We start from the raw sequence: 19,936 nt of genomic DNA, 5'->3' as shown, positions 1-19,936 counted from the left end.
ACCTTGCTTCCTGACCTACACACAAAAACCACCCCCGAACGACAGACACAGCTCGTAGAGGAAACAGGAGAAAGCCAGCGAAGGTCTTTGGGACTCCTACCCAGCCTCCGGGGAAAAAGGAAAACACGCTTTTAAGCGTCAACCTGAACCTCCTTCTTTTGAATCCTCTACTTTTGACGCGGTTTTCCTTTTTCCCCGGAGGCGGACAGTCTTCGCTCCCCCGCTAGAGGCCCAAGTACCTGTAGCGCTTTCTCCTGTTTCCTCCCACCACTACCGCTACGATCAACCGTTTTTCAAGCTAACAATCCGCCTTGATCCCCACAACTCGCCACGGAAACAACATTCTCGATTGCTCAGAAAACTCGGTTGCCTCAAGCCAGTAAATAGGCAAATGCCTTCGTCCGTACCCAAAAAGCACAGCGCCTGCTTTCTCCCTGCCCGAAGTTTCGCTATGCTGCACGATACTGGATAAGCAGCTTATCCATTGGTATGTGTAAAAAAACGGCAACCCGCTGCACGAGTTGCCGTCCTGCTTCTTTAGTTGCCTACCGATACTCCGATCTGCTCAGGCACCTTTTTCTTTGGGGCCTTCTTGTCTGCGCTCTTCTTCTGGTTCAGCTCGAACGCTGCCAAAATCGCTTCCTGGCGCTTCATGCCGGACTTTTCCAGCTCCTCCATCGTCGAGATGATTTGCTTGTAGTCTTTTGGAATGACTTTGACGAACTTGGCGATCGTCTGCGGCCACGAAGCGAGCAAGGCTTGGGCCCGAGGACTGCCTGTGTAGGCGGCGTGGTTTTCCAGCAGCCGCTTGACTTCGGCAATCTCCCGCTGATCGGTCAGCTTCTCCAGAAGCACCATTTCCTGATTGCAACGGGCGGCAAACGTCTCATGGTCCTCTGCCAGCACATAGGCCGTACCGCCTGACATCCCGGCCGCAAAGTTTTTGCCCACCTGACCGAGCACGACGACGCGTCCTCCTGTCATGTACTCGCAGCCGTGGTCGCCCACTCCTTCGACGACGGCGGTGACTCCGCTGTTCCGGACGCAGAAGCGCTCACCCGCAAGCCCGTTGATGTACGCTTCGCCGGAGGTCGCGCCGTAAAACGCGACGTTTCCGATAATCATGTTGCGCTCTGGCGAGAAGGTGCTCTTTTTCGCCGGTGCTACGATGATTTTCCCGCCGGACAGCCCTTTGCCGACGTAGTCATTCGCGTCGCCCTCAAGCTGCAAAGTAATGCCCCGTGGAACAAACGCGCCAAAGCTTTGTCCGGCGGAACCGTAAAACTCCAGGCGAATCGTGTCTTCCGGCAGGCCGTGGACGCCGTATCTTCTCGTCACTTCGCTGCCAAGAATCGTTCCGACTACGCGATTCGTGTTGCTGATCGGCAGTCTCGCCTGGATTTGCTTTTGCTTCTCCAGCGCTGGCTTGCACAAGGCGAGCAACATTTGACGGTCCAGCGTCTCTTCCAGCTTGTGGTCCTGATTGCGCTGATGGTATTTGCCGACCTCTGCGGATACCGCCGGCTGGTACAAAAGCGCGGACAGATCAATATGCTTTGCTTTCCAGTGCGCTTTTGCCCGTTCGCTCACGGTCAGCACCTGGCTTTGGCCGATCATCGCCTCCAGCGAGCGGAAGCCGAGCTGAGCCATGATCTCGCGCACTTCGCGAGCCACGAGGCGCATGAAGTTAACCGCGTGCTGCGGGTCGCCTTTGAATCGTTTGCGCAGCTCCGGATTTTGCGTCGCGACCCCTACCGGGCACGTATCGAGATGGCAGACACGCGCCATGACGCAACCGATGGAGACGAGCGGCGCGGTGGCGAAGCCAAATTCCTCTGCGCCGAGCAGAGCGGCAATGACTACGTCGCGTCCGGTCATCAGCTTGCCGTCAGTCTCCAGCACGACGCGGTCGCGCAGTTGATTGAGCAAAAGCGTCTGATGCGTCTCCGCAAGCCCCAATTCCCACGGCAGCCCCGCATGCTTGATGCTCGACTTCGGCGAAGCGCCCGTACCGCCGTCGTGGCCGCTGACCACGATCACGTCCGCCAGCCCTTTGGCGACGCCTGCCGCAATCGTTCCGACCCCTGCCTTGGAGACGAGCTTCACGCTGATGCGCGCCCGCGGATTCGCATTTTTCAGGTCAAAAATCAACTGGGCCAAGTCCTCGATGGAGTAAATGTCGTGGTGCGGCGGCGGAGAAATCAGGCCCACGCCTGGCGTAGAGCCGCGCACTTCGGCAATCCACGGGTACACCTTGCTGCCTGGAAGCTGTCCGCCTTCTCCCGGCTTTGCCCCTTGCGCCATTTTGATCTGGATTTCGGATGCATTGACCAGATAGTGGCTGGATACGCCGAAGCGCCCGGATGCAACCTGCTTGATCGCGCTGCGGCGCAAATCGCCGTTTTCATCTGTCGTGTAGCGGGCCGGATCTTCTCCGCCCTCGCCGCTGTTGCTTTTAGCTCCCAGACGGTTCATGGCGATTGCCAGCGTCTCATGCGCTTCCTTGCTGAGCGAGCCGTAGGACATCGCTCCCGTTTTGAAGCGGTGGACGATGGAGTCGACCGATTCGACTTCGCTGAGCGGGATCGGCTTGCGGTCCGACTTGAAGTCGAGCAGATGGCGCAGGGCGGAAAACGGTTGCTCCCCTGCCATTTCCGCGTAAATTTTGTACTGCTCGTAGCTGCCTTCCCGGCAAGCTTTTTGCAAAGCGTGAACGGTTTTTGGCTGGAACAGGTGGTACTCGCCGTCGCGGCGGAACTGGAAGTCGCTGCCTGGATCGAGCTTTTCTTCGGAATGTTCCGGCGAAAAAGCTTGCGCGTGGCGAATCAGCGTCTCTTGCGCGATCACGTCCAGCGAAATTCCGGAAATTTGCGATGGCGTGCGGGTAAAGTAGCGGTCAATGACGTCGGCGTGAATCCCGACCGCTTCAAAAATTTGTGCCCCGCGATAGCTTTGGACGGTCGAAATGCCCATTTTGGACATGACCTTGACGACGCCTTCGATTGCGGTTTGCAAATAGGCTTCGATCGCGTCTTCGGCCGCGATGTCTTTCAGCTTGCCGGATGCGATCAGGTCGAGCACAGAGGCAATGGCGACATAAGGATTGACAGCGTCTGCCCCGTAGCCGATCAGCATGGCAAACTGGTGGACGTCGCGCGGCTCGCCCGACTCGACGATCAAGCTGGCTTTTGTCCGCGTACCGGAGCGCACCAGATGATGATGCAGGCCGCTCGTGGCAAGCAAGGCCGGAATCGCTGCCAGCTTCTCGCCGATGCCGCGGTCAGACAGGATCAACAGCGTGTAGCCTGCGGCAATCGCTTCATCGGCTGCGGCAAACAACTGCTCCAACGCCTGCTCCAGCGCGGCTTCTCCCCCGTCTGCGGCAAACAGGATCGGCAGCGTTTTCGCCCTGAACTCCTGGTACGGATTGGCGCGCAACTGGGCCAGCTCCTTGTTTGCGAGCAGCGGATTGGTCAAGCGGATGCGGCGGCAATGGCTCGCTGCAGGCTCCAGCAAGTTTCCTTCCGCGCCAAGCACCGTGTGCGTCGAGGTCACGCAAGCCTCCCGCAGCGAGTCGATGGGCGGGTTCGTCACCTGTGCGAACGATTGCTTGAAGTAGTTGTACAAAAGCTGCGGACGATCCGACAGGACGGCGAGCGGCGTATCGACACCCATGGAGCCGATCGGGTCTTTTTGCTCGGCGACCATCGGCACCAGCACTTTGTCCAGCTCTTCCTGCGTGTATCCAAACGCCTTTTGCCGCGCCAGCAGCGCTTTTCCGTCAAGCTCCTCGGCAGCGCCTGCCTGTGGAAGCTGCTCCAGCGCGTGCAGGTTGTTTTTCACCCACTCGCGGTACGGCTGCTCGCTGGCGATTTTTTGCTTGATCTCTTCATCGGAGACGATTCGGCCTTCCTCCAGGTCGACCAGCAGCATGCGGCCCGGGCTGAGGCGGCCTTTTTGCACAATTTTTTCTTCCGGTACTTCCAAAACGCCTACTTCCGATGAGAAAATGATCGTATCGTCCGTCGTCACGTAGTAGCGGGCCGGACGCAATCCGTTGCGGTCGAGAATCGCCCCGATCTGACGGCCGTCGGTAAAGGAAATCGCCGTCGGGCCATCCCATGGCTCCATCAGGCAACTGTGGTATTCGTAAAACGCTTTTTTGTTCGCGTCGATCTGCTCATCCTGATCCCACGGCTCGGGAATCATCATCATCGCGACGTGCGGCAGCGATCTGCCCGCCAGCGAGAAAAATTCCACGCAGTTGTCGAGGATAGCCGAGTCGCTGCCTTGCATATCAATGACAGGAACGACTTTTTGCAAATCCGCGCCGAACAGCTTGGATTCAAACATTTTTTCGCGCGCCCGCATCCAGTTCACGTTGCCCTGCAAGGTGTTGATTTCGCCGTTGTGAATCAAATAGCGGTTCGGATGCGCTCTCTCCCACGTCGGGAACGTGTTCGTGCTGAAGCGCGAGTGCACGACGGAAAAAGTAGAAGTGTAAGAATTATCTTGCAAATCCAGGTAAAAAGCATCCACCTGGCCTGGCGTGAGCAAGCCTTTGTAAACGATTGTGCGCGAAGACATGGAGGCGGCGTAGAAGTCAGCGCCTGCTGCGTGCTCCATCTGCTTGCGGATGACGTACAGCTTCCGCTCGAAGGCCATCTGGTCCGCTACATGTGCGCTCGCCCCGATGAATACTTGGCGGATAAAAGGCTGACTTGCTGCCGCGGTTTTGCCGATCTTCGTCGCATCGACAGGGACGGTTCTCCAGCCGAGCAGCTTCTGCCCTTCCGCTTCGATAATCGCGGCCAGCTTCGCCTCGTACTCATTGCGCAGGCTCTCCTCCATCGGCAGAAACAACATGCCGACACCGTACTTGCCTGGCGCTGGCAGTTGAATGTTCAGCTCCTTACAGGCCTTTTTGAAAAAGGCATGCGGGATTTGCGTCAAGATTCCCGCTCCGTCACCCGTCTCGGGGTCGCTGCCTTGCCCGCCGCGGTGCTCGAGCTGGCAAAGAATTTTCAGTCCGTTTTTCACCATATCGTGCGTTGCTTTTGCTTTCAAATTCGCAATAAAACCGATTCCACAAGCGTCGTGCTCGAACATCGGGTCGTATAGTCCTTGCTTCGCAGGCATTCCGGTTCTCGTCATTTATCTCCACTCCCTTTGCTCTCTCTGTTAACTCAATTTTAGATTGAGTGAAACGATACAAACAATATATAATTTACTCAATATTAATCTCAAAACGAGATCAATTGGGAATGGGGGGTATTCATGGAGCTACGACAGATTCAATACTTCATTGAAGTGGCCAAGCGCGAGCACTTCACAGAAGCCTCGCACAACCTGCATGTTGCCCAATCCGCCCTGAGTCGGCAAATCGCCAACCTGGAGGCAGAGCTTGGCGTCTCCCTGTTCATCCGCGAAGGCCGCAACGTCAAGCTGACGGCAGTAGGCCGAATTTTCTTGCAGCACGTGGAAATGGCCGTCAACGAGATTGAAAAGGCGAAGCAAAAAATTGACGAGTTTCTCGATCCGGAGCGCGGGACGATTCGCGTCGGGTTTACGAGCAGTCTGGCCGCGAATCCTCTGCCGACTGTCATCTCCGGCTTTCGCGCGCGGTACCCGGACATCGGCTTCCAGCTTCGGCAAGGCTCTTACCAGGGGCTGATCGACTCCGTGATTAACGGAGAAATCGACCTCGCCTTTCTCGGCCCGGTTCCGACCCAGGAAAAAAACGTGCGCAGCCATATTTTTTTCGCCGAGAACATCGTCGCGCTGCTGCCCGCGAAGCACCCGCTGGCCAAGCAGCCAAGCTTGCGGCTGAACCAACTGCAGGACGATACGTTTGTCTTGTTTCCCCCGGGGTTCATCCTGCGCAATATCGCCGTGAACGCCTGTGCGCAAATGGGCTTCGCGCCCAAAACCGCCTTCGAGGGCGAGGATATCGACGCGATTAAGGGACTCGTCGCCGCCGGTCTGGGCGTCACGTTGCTGCCAGAGCTGACCTTGACCGACAATGTGCCGCGCGAAACGGTGAAAGTCCCGATCAGCGAGCCGCTCGTGCAGCGAACCGTCGGCATCATCATTCCGAACAACCGGGAGCTGCCGCCTTCCGAAAAGCTGTTTTACCATTTTTTGAAGGAGTTTTTCGACGTATTGAGCAAGTACAGCTAGTCGTATCGAGAGGAAGAGCGCCGCAGGAAGAGTCGCCACAGAAAGAGTCGCCACAGTGGTGCGACCGCTTTTTTGCTAAACGGCTTTCCCGAAAAACGCTTGCTGCGGGGAGTGAGTCATGCAGGTACAGATGACGAAAAGTCGTGCGTTTTGGCACGGGGAAAAGCCCTGATGATCGGTTGTCATCAGGGCTTGCTTTGTGTGGATTGTCGTGATTTTTCGTGTATTTTCCGTTGGTTTTATGTGGGTTTTGTATAGCTTTCGTATGATGTTCACAGGACTCGCGGTCGCTACGTCACCTGCTGCCGGGCCGCAGATAAAGCCCCTGCCTGGCCTCGCTGAACCGCCAAACTCGCAAAGCTGCCGTCAGCTCACGCGCGCCTCGTCCAGCCGCAGCCAGTAGCTTTTGACGTGCGTCTCGCCGTTGAAAAAGTCTTTGTCGGCCGCGCGGGCAAAGCCAAGCCGCTCGTACAGCTTCACCGCCGCCTCCATCATGTCTGTCGTGTGCAGGTGCAGCGTGGCTGCTCCCAGCTCGCGCGAACGGCGGACAGCCTCTCCGATCAGCCGGGCAGCGATCCCGTTGCCCCGCGCTTGCGGCGATACGGCCAAAAAGCGGATGATCGGCGAGTGAATTTCCAGCTCCGGACGGTCGTAAGCCGCCTGGGACGAAGCGAACAACTGGACGCTGCCGACGATTTCCCCGCCCCAGTCCGCGACGAGAAACGCAATCGTCTGGCGTCCTTCTGCCGATTCTGCGATTTCCTCCTTGTACCGTGTCCATCTGTCCACCGACAAATGCTGCTCATACTGCTGGTAAGCATCGAGCAGATGCCGTTTGATCCGCTCCCGGTCCTGGCTATTCGCATCGCGAATGCAAATGTCTCTCTGCTGCTTCGCCTTCATCGTCGGCTTCTCCTCCCTTTTTCCGGCTTAAAAAGCAGGGACAACCGCGACACCGTATTTGTCTTCAATAAACTTTTTGACCTCCGGTGAAGTGAGGGCCGCATCCAGCTTTTTGATCTCTTCGCGGTTCTCGTCGCCTTTGCGGACGGTAATCACGTTGGCGTAAGGAGAGTTGGCGCCTTCGCGGAACAGGGCGCTGTTCGGATCGATTTTCGCTTCCAGCACGACGTTTGTGTTGATGACGGCGCCCGCGAGATCAGGCAGCGCCCGCGGCAAGGTTGCGGCTTCCGCTTCTACAAACTCCAGCTTTTTCGGGTTTTCCGCGATATCTTTCGGCGTAGCCTCGTAGGTTGTCAGGCCGTCGCGCAGCTTGATTAAGCCTTGCTCCTGCAGCAAGATCAGGGCGCGGTATTCATTGGAAGGGTTGTTCGGAATCCCGATCTTGTCGCCTTCCTTGAGTTCGTCCTTCGATTTGAGCTTGTCGGAGTAAAAGCCGATCGGCTCGACGTGCACTTTTGTCGTGACGGCGAAATCGTAGCCTTTCTCGGTTTTCACCGAATCGAGGTAAGGCACGTGCTGGAAAAAGTTCGCGTCGATCTGCTTGTCGTGCAAAGCCGGGTTCAACTGCCCTTCGTCATCGAGGACGACGACCTCCAGATTCACGCCCTGCTCCTTGAGCTTCGGCTTGATAAATTCCAATATTTCCGCATGCGGGACAGGGGCCGCGCCTACTTTGAGCGTCACTTCTTTTGGCGGTTCCGCCGCCTGTCCGCCACTGGCCTGTGTCGACGCTGTGTTCGTCGCCGGCGCTTGTGCCCCGGAGCCGGGCGACTGGCTGCCAGAGCCGCTTGAGCCGCAACCTGCCACAAGCATGCTGAATGCCACCAATACGCTAAAAATGACGCCTAGACCTTTTTTCTTTCCCATCGTTTCCACTCCCCTGGTTCCTCTGTTTTTAAAGTTGGATCTTACTCAAACTTGTAACGCTTTTTGTTGATCGACTTGACGAGGAAATCGCCTGACCATTGAATCAGTTGAACTAAAACTATAATGATTAGGACGGTGGCGATCAGGACGTCCTCGCGAAAGCGCTGGTAGCCGAAGCGAATCGCCAGGCTGCCGAGTCCGCCCGCGCCAATCGCCCCCGCTACAGCGGTAAACTCGGTAATCCCGATAATTCCGATCGTAATCCCGCGCACCAAAGCGGGCATCGCCTCGGGGATCAGCACGCGAAAAATGATCGTAAACGGCGTGGCCCCGACCGATTTGGCCGCTTCGATCTTCCCGGCGCTGACTTCCTTCAGCGCGCTTTCGATGATCCGGCCCAAAAACGGCGCGGCGCCAATCGAAAGCGAGACGATGGCAGCGGTCGGCCCCAGCGTCGTGCCGACGATTAGGCGCGACAAGGGCAAAAGCAGCACGATCAAAATAATCAAAGGAAGGGACCGGACGCTGTTGATGATCGTGCCGATCGTTTTGTGCAGCTTTGGTGCTTCGAGAATGCCGCCTTTTTCCGTGACGACGAGCGTGACGCCGAGGACAATCCCCATGGCGAGCGCGAACAGGGACGACCAGAACACCATGTAGAGCGTCTCCAGGAGCCCTTCCCAGAGCAAGTCAATCAGATCGCTGTTCATATCCCTGCTCCGACTCCTTCCATGACATTTCGCTTATCGCGGTAATGATCGATAATGTGGACAAACCGTCTGGCCGTGTCGCTCTCCGGGTTGAGGAAAAACTTCTCCACCGTACCGGTTTCGACAATTCGCCCGTTTTCAATCACGGCCATGTTGTTGCACACGTGCTGCAGCACGTCCAGTTCGTGCGTGATGAGCACAATCGTCAGGTTGAGCTGGCGGTTGATCTCGCGCAGCAGCTCCAAAATGGCGTAAGTCGTCTGCGGGTCGAGCGCAGAAGTCGCTTCGTCGCTCAACAGCAGATCAGGCTGGTTGACCAGCGCCCGGGCAATTCCGACGCGCTGCTTTTGTCCGCCGCTCAGTTGGAACGGATAGACGTTTTCCTTGTCGCCAAGCTGCACGAGATCCAGTATTTCGCGGACGCGGTTGCGGATGTACGGCTTCGGATGCCCGGCTACCTCCAGCGGAAAAGCGACGTTTTGGAACACCGTCCGCGCGTCGAGCAGATTGAACTGCTGAAAAATCATCCCGATTTTTTGCCGGGCCCGGCGCAGCTCTTTTTCCGGCAAATCGGTAATCACCTTACCGCCGATCTCGATCGTGCCCGCGTCCGGCTCTTCCAGCCGGTTCAGGCAGCGGATCAAAGTCGATTTGCCCGCCCCGGAAAAGCCGATGATCCCGAAAATGTCTCCTTTTTGGATGTGCAGATTGACGTTTTGCAAAACAGGCACAATGCCTTTGGCTGTTTTGTACGATTTGCTCAAATTGGAAATGTGCAGCATCTGTTTTCACCCGCCTTTCAATGCATCTGCGGCCAAGTTGGCAAAGTAGTGTGCAGCAGGCGCAATCGCTCGTTCGTCGACGGTAAAGGCCGGATGGTGCCACTCGTTCGTCCCGGAGGTCCCGACGAACACGAACAAGCCGGGAATGTGCTTCTGGTAGTAGGCAAAATCTTCGCCAGCCGGAGACGGTTCCGGCGTGACGACTTGCAACCCGAGCCGCTCTGCTGTCGTAGCGGCCAGCCTGGCCAGCGCGGCATCGTTTTGCACGGAGGGCGGTCCCTTGAACCAGCGCACGCTCGCCTTGGCCCCGTATGCCGCAGCCACTCCCTCGATGATCGCCTGAAGACGCCCGGGTATTTGCCTGCGCACCTCTTCCTGAAACGTGCGGATCGTACCGCCGAGCGCGACCTTGTCCGGGATCACGTTCCAGGTCGTACCGCCATGGATAGTCGTCACGCTCACCACCGCATTTTCCAGCGGGCTGACGTTGCGGCTGACGATCGATTGCAGCGCCGTGACGATCTGCGAGGCGGCGACGATCGGGTCGATGCCAGCGTGCGGAATTGCGGCATGCGTGCCCAAGCCTTCCACTTCGATCTCGAAGCCGTCCACGCTCGCCATCAGCGCTCCCGGCTTGATCCCGACGGTCCCGACTGCGAGATCGGGCTTGTTGTGCAGGCCGAAGATCGCCGTGACGTTTGCGAGCGCCCCTTTCTCGATCAAGAGCGACGCACCCGTGCCTTTTTCCTCTGCGGGCTGGAACAGAAAGCGCACCGTTCCTGGCAACTGCTCCTCCTGCTGCTTCAGCAAAAAAGCGGCTCCCAGGATGACGGCGGTATGAAAATCGTGTCCGCACGCGTGCATGTTCCCGACGACCGTGGACGCGTACGGCAAGCCTGTTTGCTCCTGAATCGGCAAAGCGTCAATATCGGCCCGCAGCGCGATTACAGGCCCGCCGTTTTGGCCGCCCACCTCTGCCACGACGCCCGTTTCCAGCGGCAGCTCGACGAGGCGAATCCCCGCTTCCGTCAGCCAGTCCCGAATCGAACGCGTCGTTTCATATTCCTCGTAGGCCACCTCCGGGTATTGGTGCAACTGCCTGCGAATGGCGATCAGCTTTTGCTCGAAGCCAGTCCCTGCCAGCTCCTGCGTTCCTGTATGCACCCGAACCTCTCCTTTCTCTGTCTGCTTTTGCGCTGGCATCTGTTCTACGACTCCACCTCCGAGAGCGCTCTATCGCGCACGGCCAGGCGGTTGTACGGCTTTTCCAGACCGAGATGCTCGCGCAAGGTGTCTCCTTCGTAATCCAGCCGATACAAGCCCCGCTCCTGCAAAATCGGAATCACCTTGTCCACGAACGCCTCCAGCCCTTGCGGCAGCACCGGAGCGATGAACATGAAGCCGTCCGCCGCTTCCTCGACAAACCATTTTTCCAGCACGTCGGCAATCTGCGCAGGCGTGCCGATCAGCTCGCGGTTTGCACCGCCTTCGAGCAAAGCGTACAGCTCGCGCAAAGTCGGGTTTTGCTTGCGAATCAGCTCCGTCATCCATTCAAAATGGCTTTGAATCCCGTTGTCCTGCGGGAACTCCACCTCTGCCGCCGGGGTGTCGAGCGAGTAGCGGCTGAAGTCGACCTTGCCCAAGTACCCGGACAAAAAGCGCAGCCCTTGCTCTGGCAAAAGCAGATCGTGCAATTTGCGGTGGATCGCTTCCGCTTCTTCCTGCGTATCCGCGACAATCGGGGAGATGCCTTGCAAAATGTGCAACTGGTCAGGCGTGCGCCCGTAGTCGGGCAGCTTGCTTTTTAAGCTTTTGTAAAACGCTTTTGCCCGTTCGAAATCTTTTACGTGCGAAAAGACGACTTCTGCGGTGCGCGCTGCCAGCCGCTGTCCTGGCTCGGATGCTCCCGCCTGCACGATGACGGGCTGCCCCTGTCTCGATCTGCCGATATTGAGCGGCCCCTGGACGGAGTAGTACGTGCCTTTGTAGTTCAGCCGATGCATTTTCGCCGGATCGAAGAACACGCCGGTTTCCTTGTCCTGGACAAACGCGTCGTCTTCCCACGAGTCCCACAAGCCTTGGACGACGTCGATGAACTCCTCCGCCCGCTCGTAGCGGTGATCGTGCTCCACATGCTCGGTGCGGCTGAAGTTGCGCCCGGTCTCCCCGGTGGCGTCTCCCGTCGTGACCACGTTCCAGCCTGCGCGGCCATTGCTGATATGATCGACGGAAGCGAACAGCCGGGCGAGATTGTACGGCTCGTGATACGTCGTCGACGCGGTGGCGACCAGCCCGATTTTGCTGGTCGCCCCAGCCAGAGCGGCGAGCAAGGTCGTCGGCTCAAACCGGTTCAAAATGTTCGGGTGCGAATCTTCGTTGACCGCCAGGCTGTCGGCGATAAACGCGATATCGAACTTCCCGCGCTCGGCTGTCTGCGCCAAATATTTGTAGTAGTCAATGTCGATGCTGGCGTTTTTCCGCGCCTCGGCCAGTCGCCACGAGGCAACGTGAATGCCCGTTCCGACCAAATAAGCGGATAAGTGAATCTGTCTTTTTTGCGGCATGGTGCCCCTCCCCTTCCGATCTTCCGCTAAGCATGAGTGCGTCCGTCACGCAGCCGTCACGGCTTGCTGGCAAACGCCTCTTTGAAATTTTTCAGCTCCTCGACGGTCACTTGTGTCGGGATGTAGTTGCCTTTGTACGTTTCGGTGATGAAGTCCGACACCTCTTTGGACTGGTAAATGGCGACGAGCTTTTTCAAGTCTTCGCGGTTTTCGTTTTGCTTGGTCGTCGCGATTACGTTGATATACGGCTTGGCGGTTTTGCTTTCGTGAAAAATCGCGTCCTTGAGCAAAAAGCCTGCCTCGACCGCCACCCCGTTGTTGATGATCGACGCCGCTACGTCCTTCATGACGCGCGGGGTCGTCGCCCCATCGACGGGAACGATTTCCAGGTTTTTCGGATTTTCCTTGATTTTGTCCGCGCCGCCAAAGCCGTCAAAGTTGTCCACGACCCGGATCAAGCCTGCTTCCTGCAACAAAAGCAAGGAGCGCCCCCAGTTGGAATCGTCGTTTGGCACGGCGATTTTCGCGCCGTCGGGAATTTCCGCGATGGTTTTGTACTTGTCCGAGTAGATACCCAGTGGCGCGATGATCGTCGAGCCGACCGGAACGATGTCCGAGTTGTTTTTCGTATTGAACTGGTCCAAAAAGGCGACGTGCTGGAACGCATTCGCGTCGATATCGCCCTCCAGCAAGACCGTATTCGGGTTGACGTTTGCATTGAACTGCACCAGTTCAATGGCGAGACCTTGCTTCGCCGCCTGTTCCTTCACGAACTCCCACGTCCGCGATTCCGAGCCGCGAATGCCGATTTTCAAGCCTGTTTGTTCCGGTTCCGTTCCGCAACCCGCCGCGACAATCGTCACGAAGGCGAGCAGCAAGGAAATGGCGAGCTTTTTCATCCGTTTTTTCTCTCCTCGTTCTTCTCTTCTGTCTTGGGCAAAAGATGGTTATTTTCTGCGAATGTTGCGGGCGAGCACGTTGCCGAGCGACTGAATCCCTTGAACGAGCACGACCAAAATCACAACGGTAGCGACAATCGTAATCGTGCTGAAGCGCTGGTACCCGTATGTAATCGCCAGGTCGCCGATCCCGCCGCCGCCGACTGCCCCGGTCATCGCCGTGGCGCCGATCAGGCCGATGGTCGCCGTCGTAATGCTGAGAATGAGCGAGCCGAGCGTCTCGGGAATGAGAAACCGAAAAATGATTTGCATCGGGGTGGCCCCCATCGCTTCGGCTGCCTCGATGATGCCCGGATTGATTTCCAGCAACGAATTTTCCACCAGCCGCGCGATGTACGGACCGCTGTAAATGACCAGCGGCACGATTGCCGCCGTCGTTCCGATGGAGGTTCCGATGACGAACCGCGTAAACGGAATGATCGCCACCAGCAAAATGATGAACGGGACGGAACGCAGCACGTTGATAACCGGGTTCAAGGCCGAAAAGATCAACGGATTTTCCAAAATGTGCCCTTTGCGCGTCACGACCAGCAGGACGCCGAGCGGCAGGCCGATCAAGGTCGCAAACAGCAACGATACACTCACCATGTAGAGCGTCTCGTACAATGCCTGATAGATTTGCGCAGAACTGACTTCCATCACGAAACAATCTCCTTCACGGTCACATTTTGCTGCTGGATATAGTGGTACGCGCGAACGATTTCCGCTTCATTGCCGGTAAGCTCGACGATCAGATTGCCAAAAGGCACGCCCGCAAGCTCGGTGATGCTGCCAAACAGGACGTTCACGTCGCTGTTGAAGCGTTTCGCCACCTGGGAGAGCAGCGGCTGGCCCGTGCTTTCCCCGATGAAGTGGATGTTGAGAATTTTCGATTTGCCGCGCTTGGTCGCGAGCAGCTTGCGCACGCTTGGCGGGATGTCGTCGCGTACGACCGATTTGACGAAATTGCGCGCCACCTCTGTCTGCGGATTCGCAAACACGTCGAGGACATTGCCCTGCTCCACGATGGCGCCATGCTCCATGACCGCCACCCGGTTGCAAATTTCTTTGATGACGTTCATTTCGTGCGTAATCATCAAAATCGTAACGTTGTACTCTTGGTTCACCCGCTTAAGCAATTGCAAAATGGACTCGGTCGTTTGCGGGTCCAGCGCCGAGGTCGCTTCGTCGCTTAACAGGATGGACGGATTGGTCGCGAGCGCACGGGCGATGCCGACTCGCTGCTTCTGGCCTCCGGACAACTGGTCGGGGTAGCTCGTCGCTTTGTCCGTCAAGCCGACGAAGGACAATAGTTCGTCGACTCGCTCCTGAATCTGCTTTTTCGGCGTGTCGCCGAGTCGAAGCGGCATGGCGACATTGTCAAAAACGGTCTTCGTCGCCAGCAGGTTGAACTGCTGAAAAATCATGCCGATGTTCTTTTTGACGCTTCGCAGCTCTTTGACCGAGAGCTTCGTCAAGTCTTTGCCAGCGACGATGACGCTGCCTGCTGTCGGACGCTCCAGCAAATTGACCGTCCGCAAAAGCGTGCTTTTTCCGGCTCCGCTAAAGCCGATGACGCCAAAAATGTCGCCTTTTTTCACGTCGAGGGTGACGCCCTTCAACGCCTCAATCGTCTGGCCCCCGCTCTCAAACGTCTTCGATACGCCGTGAAAGGCGATCATGCTCTCCTTCGCCTCACCCGGGATGCCATACGGCGGATGGTCTTCCACGGCCGCAGCTCCGATTCCCATACAATCTCCTCCTAGCCAAGCGAAACTTTATCGGGCAGACAGCGGCCTGCCTGCCCGTTAACCGGCTGCGCTTTTTTCGCAAGCGCTTGGGCGCAGCCCGCGTATTTACCTTGTACTCGTTACTCGGCCAAAAGCGCTGCGAGCCGATCCAATTGGGTGTAGAGCAGCGCCTCGTATTTGCCGTCGCCGCCAATTTCCACGAGCGGGATCAGGCGCGTGCCGTATTTGACCTCCAGCACATCGCGCAGCACGTCTTTTCCTGCTACGTCAATCCATTCGTAAGGGCGGTTTTGCTCTTCCAATATGGCTTTGACGTTTTCACAATAGGAGCAGCCTTCTCTTCCCCATACCACGACTTTTTTCGTTTGTGTTTCTGCCACTCGCTTTCCCTCCCCCATTTTTCCGACGCTGTTCCCAGGCAAAGAAAAAGACTCCCTGCTCGTTGGCACAGCTCGAGCAGGAAGTCTCTCCAGTGGTCTGGTCGATGACTTTTTAAATTCATATCGGATTACTAGGGATATTATCATTCGTCATCTTTCTCGTCAACGGATTTTTTCCACGATGTTTTCCGCGATTTTTGTCCGGCCTCATTTTGCCTGCCCCCATTGACAGCCCGGAGCGATATCGTTAAAATCCGAGTAAACAACTAAGTAAATGAGATTTAAAAGTGCAGCAGATGACAACTTCATGCTTGCATAGCTGACTGGACCACCAGAAGCCCCTTCGCCGATCGGATTGCCGATCTATGACTGAGGGGCTTTTTGTGCGTACTTCGACACGGTTAGGGGAGAGACATGGTGGCATTGACATTGAGCATTCTCGATCAAAGTCCGATTCAAGAAGGAGAAACGGCGACCGAAGCGTTCCAGCATACGATTCGGCTGGCGCAAAAGGCGGAAGACTGGGGCTATCACCGCTTCTGGGTGGCGGAGCATCACGACCTCGATCATGTGGTCGGCTCCTCCCCCGAGGTGCTCATCGCTCATCTTTTGGCGAAAACAGAGCGCATCCGCATCGGCTCCGGCGGGGTCATGCTCCAGCATTACAGTCCTTATAAAGTAGCGGAAAACTTTCATGTCCTCGCCGCCCTGGCTCCGGGACGAGTGGATCTCGGCATCGGCCGCGCGCCGGGAGGGCTTCCCCTCTCGACGAAAGCGCTACAGCCGCACAGCGGCACGGGTTCGCCTGGCGCATCGCTGGAAGAAAAGCTCGCGGAGCTTGCGCTGTTCCTGCGCAACGAGCTGCCCCCCACTCATCCGCTGTACGGTCTGACCGCCGTGCCCCTGCCAAGCGAGCCAGTCGGCATTTATTTGCTCGGCACGAGTGCAGCGAGCGCGCAGCTTGCGGCAGAGCGCGGTGTTCCGTACGTGTTTGCCCTCTTTATCAGTCAGGACGAAGCGGTCTGCCGGGAAGCTTTTGACGTGTACCGCCAGCAGTTTCAGCCAGGCGAACGGGCAAAGCCGCTCCCGATCCTGGCCGTCTCCGTCATCGTCGCCCAGACGGAGGAAGAAGCCTTGCAGTTGGCCGCGGAAACGAAAATCGCCAAAATCCACCTGCAAAGCGGCAAAACGGTCACCGTCACCAGCTTGAAAAAGGCGGAGGAATACGGGCGGCAGGCAGACGAATCGTTTCGGATCGAGGTCAAGGAAGCCAACGTCATCGCCGGAACGAAGGAGTCCGTGCGCGAGCGGCTGCTGGAGCTGGCGCGTACCTATCAGGTGGGAGAGCTGGTGATCCACACTCCGATCAAACATTTTGCCAAGCGGCTTCTCTCCTATGAACTGTTGCACGAAGCGTTTGCTGAGCTAAGCGTTACTTGAGTGATGCGTTTGGCGACTGCCGATTGGCATTCGGCATTTGCGCAAAAAAACGTGGCTGGCGGTTCCGCAGCGTTGGACAGCGCAGTCCCCCTCGCACAGCCCCCTGATTGTGGAATGACTCCACAGTTGGCGGGGCTGTTTTTTGAGGCTCTGTTCGCAAGATGATCGCTGTATTATGATGAATGGAAACATTCGTCTGCATCAGCGAAAATAGCTGTAGCGAATTGACTCAAGCGACAGGAACATCTCGCTGAATGTCCGCAGCCAAAACAGCGGGAGTTTTTTTCAAGCGATGCAGCTTGCAACCATTGGCGGGGGGAGAAAGCATGGATATTACGATCCGAAGTGCTAAGCAAGATGATTACGCGGCGTTATTGCCTTTGTTTCGGCAAGTTCATGATTTGCACGTTTTCGAACGGCCGGACCTCTACAAAAAGAATGCGACTCCAGTGGAGGAAGCGTTGTTTCATGACCAGCTACACGATGATCGGCAACATATTTTTGTGGCTACGCTCGGTATGGAAATCGTTGGCGTCGTTGTTTTGCAGGAAGAAGACATTCGGGAAAATTCATTTGTGAATGCGCGGAAAGTTTTGCTTGTCAACAGTTTATGTGTGGCGGATACGCTGAGGAAAAAGGGAATCGGAAGGAAGCTTATGCACCATGTTTAAATGGAGTTCCGATTAAGCTGACGGGAGACGATCGTTACCTCGCCAAAAAGAACCCGCCAGTCCTTGGCGGGTTTTGTTGTACAACAACTCCGTTTCTTTGAGCAGCATGCTGTTAGAACAGAGCTTTACACGGTGGGCAACTTTTCATGCAGGCAGCCAGGCAGCTATTTGTCGGGCGGACTGCTCGCAAGCCCTGTTTTTCCGAGAGAACCAAAAGCCCCCCCTGCTCGCCCCCTCAGAGCAACAAACGCCCACGCCCCTCCCCTGTTTTTACAACGGCGCATTCACCCCTTGCGGCTCCGGTTTTCTCGGCTGCGCGTACCGATTGACCGGGAACGGCAGTCCGAGATTCCCGCGCAGCGTGTCGGCCTCGTACTCCGTGCGGAACAGGCCGCGCTGCCGCAAAATCGGAACGACCCGATCGACGAAATCGTCCAGCCCGCGCGGCACGTTTGACTGGAGGATGAATCCGTCTGCCGCCTCTTCCTCGAACCAGCGCTGGATCAAATCCGCCACGTGCTCGGGCGTGCCGATGAACTCGCTCTCTGGCGTCGCGGTGTAGAGCGCGGTCTGCCTGAGCGTCCACTTTTGCTCCCTGGCCTTTTGCTTGATTTTGTCCGTCGTGCTGCGGAAACTGTTGCTGCCGACTTCGCCGATATCCGGGAACGGTTCGTCCAGCGGGTACTGGGAAAAGTCGTGATGGTCAAAAAATCGGCCCAAGAAATGCAGCGCCTGCTCGATGCTGACCAGGCTGGCCAGCTCTTCGTGCTTGCGCTTCGCTTCCTCTGCCGTTCGCCCGATGATCGGGCTGATCCCAGGGAAAATGAGAATGTCGGCGGAGCTTCGCCCGTAGGCGGCTGCCCGTTCCTTGACATCGCGGTAAAAGCGCTGCGCATCGGCAAGCGTCTCTTGTCCGGTAAAGACCGCATCGGCGGATTTGGCTGCCAATGTCTTTCCGCTTTCCGACGAGCCTGCCTGGAAAATGACCGGCTGGCCCTGTCGGGAGCGGGCGATGTTCAACGGCCCTTGCACCGCGAAAAACTCCCCCTGATGGTCGAGCCGATGCATCTTCGCCGGGTCGAAAAACACCCCGGACTGCTTATCCCGGACGAAGGCGTCGTCCTCCCACGAATCCCACAGCCCTTTTGCCACGGTCAAATATTCTTCGGCAATCCGGTAACGCAGCTCGTGGTCAGGATGCTGCTTGTTGCCGTAATTTTTCGCCGAGCCTTCCAGCGGCGAGGTGACGACGTTCCAGCCTGCCCTCCCGCCGCTGATCTGGTCGAGGGAGGCGAGCTGCCTCGCTACCGTAAACGGCTCGCTGTACGAAGTCGACACCGTCCCGACCAGGCCGATTTTGCTGGTGACGCCGCCCAAGGCCGACAAAATCGTCAGCGGCTCGAAGCGGTTCAAAAAGTGCGGGAGCGATTTTTCATTGATGTACAGCCCGTCCGCGACGAAGACGAGATCAAACTTCCCGGCCTCCGCCTTTTGCGCCTGCTGCGTGTAAAACGCAAAGCTAACACTGGCGTCCGGCTGCGCATCCGGGTGTCGCCATGCGCCCATATGCCCGCCGATTCCGTGAATCATGGCTCCGAGCCTCAGTTGCCTTTTCTTTGCCATCTTATCTCCTCCTCGATCCCAAACGGCTTGCCGCCAACGCCCGCAACCGTCAGTTTTGGAACGCACAAAAAGGCCCCTGTACAAGCACAGGAGCCTTTGGTTGACCAATCGGCAGGAATGGGTTTTCTTCCTCCAGATTATTACTATTATTCCGATGTGTCAATAAGGTTTTGCGAAAATCAGCCCGGCCCGGCTGGCAAAACCCGCGTCCGCGCACCAGATTCGGCAGGGTTCATTTCACCGCCATGCATCCGCTCCAAAAAAACCGGCCTCATGCGGTTGGCAGCGTAGAAACGTCAGCCAGCCGGCCCTTTGTCGCCTTCAGCAGCCCGTCAACCGCAAGCTCGATCTGCACGCCGATGTTCCCTCCGCTGACGATGATCCGCTCCATTTGCTCCGCGCGGCTGTCAATGACGGTCGGGAACAGCTTTTTCATCCCCACCGGAGAACAGCCGCCCCGCACATATCCCGTTACGGCGGTAATGTCTTTCACAGCGATCATCTCGATCTTTTTCTCCCCGACCACTTTCGCCGCTTTTTTCAAATCCAGCTCCGCCTCCACCGGGATGACGAAGACGTAGTACGCCCGGCTCGTGCCTTGCGAAACGAGCGTCTTGTAGACGACTCCAGCTTCCCGGCCGATTTTTTGCGCCACCGAGACGCCGTCAATTTTCCCGTCGTCGGTCCGGTACGTCAGCATAGTGTAGTCGATTTTTTCCTTGTCCAAAATCCGCATCGCATTCGTTTTGGCTTGCTTCATCATTTTCCACTCCATTCCGTTCCCCGAAAGAAAGTAACTGCGCTTATTCTTCATCCTCTTTTCGTACAGATGGCCGTTTGGCGATAGCCACGAATTGACCGACAGCTTCGCCATCCCGATTCAGGCAGGCATGCAACAGCAACAAACGTTCCCCTAAAGACAACTACCCTTAGTTTGCCAATGCTTGCAGAACGATGTCAATAGCTACATTTTTGCGAGAAGAGCCTGACGACGAATTGTCAAGACAAGTGCGACAGAGCTTCCATGAATGATTCGTAAGCGGTCTTCCAGCCCAGACATTTTCTTG

General features: G+C 57.0%; 16 protein-coding genes. 3 read left to right on the top strand and 13 right to left on the bottom strand.

All coding sequences use genetic code 11. The features are described from left to right. Nucleotides 1-537 precede the first annotated feature (537 nt). On the bottom strand, nt 538-5,154 hold the full coding sequence (gltB, locus tag AC3WQH_RS14010; RefSeq protein WP_290426854.1) for a glutamate synthase large subunit: 4,617 nt from the start codon (nt 5,152-5,154) through the stop codon (nt 538-540). A gap of 123 nt (nt 5,155-5,277) precedes the next feature. Here gltB and gltC point away from each other — a divergent pair, with 123 nt between their 5' ends. Next, nucleotides 5,278-6,180, top strand: coding sequence for a glutamate biosynthesis transcriptional regulator GltC (gene gltC / locus AC3WQH_RS14005; RefSeq protein WP_005831191.1), 903 nt, complete (start codon nt 5,278-5,280; stop codon nt 6,178-6,180). A gap of 366 nt (nt 6,181-6,546) precedes the next feature. Here gltC and AC3WQH_RS14000 read toward each other — a convergent pair whose 3' ends face one another. The 10 genes from AC3WQH_RS14000 to AC3WQH_RS13955 all read right to left on the bottom strand — a co-directional run bounded on the left by AC3WQH_RS14000 (nt 6,547) and on the right by AC3WQH_RS13955 (nt 15,153). Next, nucleotides 6,547-7,083: a GNAT family N-acetyltransferase gene (locus AC3WQH_RS14000; protein WP_197186574.1), complete on the bottom strand. Its 537-nt coding sequence runs from the start codon at nt 7,081-7,083 to the stop codon at nt 6,547-6,549. A gap of 27 nt (nt 7,084-7,110) precedes the next feature. Further along, on the bottom strand, nt 7,111-8,010 hold the full coding sequence (locus AC3WQH_RS13995) for a MetQ/NlpA family ABC transporter substrate-binding protein (RefSeq protein ID WP_290426855.1): 900 nt from the start codon (nt 8,008-8,010) through the stop codon (nt 7,111-7,113). A 41-nt stretch (nt 8,011-8,051) separates the two neighbouring features. Next, nucleotides 8,052-8,720: a methionine ABC transporter permease gene (locus tag AC3WQH_RS13990; protein ID WP_007784756.1), complete on the bottom strand. Its 669-nt coding sequence runs from the start codon at nt 8,718-8,720 to the stop codon at nt 8,052-8,054. Beyond that, nucleotides 8,717-9,502 (bottom strand): methionine ABC transporter ATP-binding protein, encoded by a 786-nt coding sequence (locus tag AC3WQH_RS13985; RefSeq protein ID WP_025846656.1) that lies wholly within the window; start codon nt 9,500-9,502, stop codon nt 8,717-8,719. Before AC3WQH_RS13985 ends, AC3WQH_RS13990 begins: the two co-directional genes overlap by 4 nt. Before the next feature lie 6 nt (nt 9,503-9,508). Beyond that, a complete protein-coding gene (locus AC3WQH_RS13980; protein WP_429787350.1) occupies nt 9,509-10,705 on the bottom strand; it encodes an amidohydrolase in 1,197 nt (398 codons plus the stop codon). Nucleotides 10,706-10,710: 5 nt separating this feature from the next. Beyond that, nucleotides 10,711-12,066: an LLM class flavin-dependent oxidoreductase gene (locus AC3WQH_RS13975; RefSeq protein WP_005831204.1), complete on the bottom strand. Its 1,356-nt coding sequence runs from the start codon at nt 12,064-12,066 to the stop codon at nt 10,711-10,713. A gap of 56 nt (nt 12,067-12,122) precedes the next feature. Then, a complete protein-coding gene (locus tag AC3WQH_RS13970) occupies nt 12,123-12,965 on the bottom strand; it encodes a MetQ/NlpA family ABC transporter substrate-binding protein (protein ID WP_122953509.1) in 843 nt (280 codons plus the stop codon). Nucleotides 12,966-13,013: 48 nt separating this feature from the next. Next, the gene (locus AC3WQH_RS13965; RefSeq protein WP_290426859.1) at nt 13,014-13,664 is read right to left on the bottom strand and encodes a methionine ABC transporter permease; all 651 of its coding nucleotides are present in this window, start codon (nt 13,662-13,664) and stop codon (nt 13,014-13,016) included. Beyond that, on the bottom strand, nt 13,664-14,686 hold the full coding sequence (locus tag AC3WQH_RS13960) for a methionine ABC transporter ATP-binding protein (RefSeq protein WP_025846646.1): 1,023 nt from the start codon (nt 14,684-14,686) through the stop codon (nt 13,664-13,666). The genes AC3WQH_RS13965 and AC3WQH_RS13960 overlap by 1 nt, the downstream gene beginning before the upstream one ends. Before the next feature lie 188 nt (nt 14,687-14,874). Then, nucleotides 14,875-15,153, bottom strand: coding sequence for a glutaredoxin family protein (locus AC3WQH_RS13955; RefSeq protein ID WP_051353904.1), 279 nt, complete (start codon nt 15,151-15,153; stop codon nt 14,875-14,877). A 396-nt stretch (nt 15,154-15,549) separates the two neighbouring features. On the opposite strand from AC3WQH_RS13955, the gene AC3WQH_RS13950 reads away from it, so the two are divergent. Together AC3WQH_RS13950 and AC3WQH_RS13945 are read left to right on the top strand one after the other, a co-directional pair. Beyond that, the gene (locus AC3WQH_RS13950) at nt 15,550-16,575 is read left to right on the top strand and encodes an LLM class flavin-dependent oxidoreductase (RefSeq protein WP_005831213.1); all 1,026 of its coding nucleotides are present in this window, start codon (nt 15,550-15,552) and stop codon (nt 16,573-16,575) included. Between the two features lie 326 nt (nt 16,576-16,901). Then, on the top strand, nt 16,902-17,246 hold the full coding sequence (locus AC3WQH_RS13945; protein ID WP_487091380.1) for a GNAT family N-acetyltransferase: 345 nt from the start codon (nt 16,902-16,904) through the stop codon (nt 17,244-17,246). A gap of 270 nt (nt 17,247-17,516) precedes the next feature. Here AC3WQH_RS13945 and AC3WQH_RS13940 read toward each other — a convergent pair whose 3' ends face one another. Together AC3WQH_RS13940 and ybaK are read right to left on the bottom strand one after the other, a co-directional pair. Beyond that, entirely contained in the window at nt 17,517-18,869 is a 1,353-nt protein-coding gene (locus AC3WQH_RS13940; RefSeq protein WP_283859239.1) for an LLM class flavin-dependent oxidoreductase, read from the bottom strand. A gap of 271 nt (nt 18,870-19,140) precedes the next feature. Continuing rightward, complete coding sequence (gene ybaK, locus AC3WQH_RS13935) at nt 19,141-19,629, bottom strand: Cys-tRNA(Pro) deacylase (protein WP_005831219.1); 489 nt, start codon at nt 19,627-19,629, stop codon at nt 19,141-19,143. Nucleotides 19,630-19,936: the final 307 nt, after the last annotated feature.

Source organism: Brevibacillus sp. FW301-21C12A (assembly GCF_058788915.1).
Note: the sequence above shows the minus strand (reverse complement) of the source record. Positions and strands in the feature narration are given on the sequence as shown.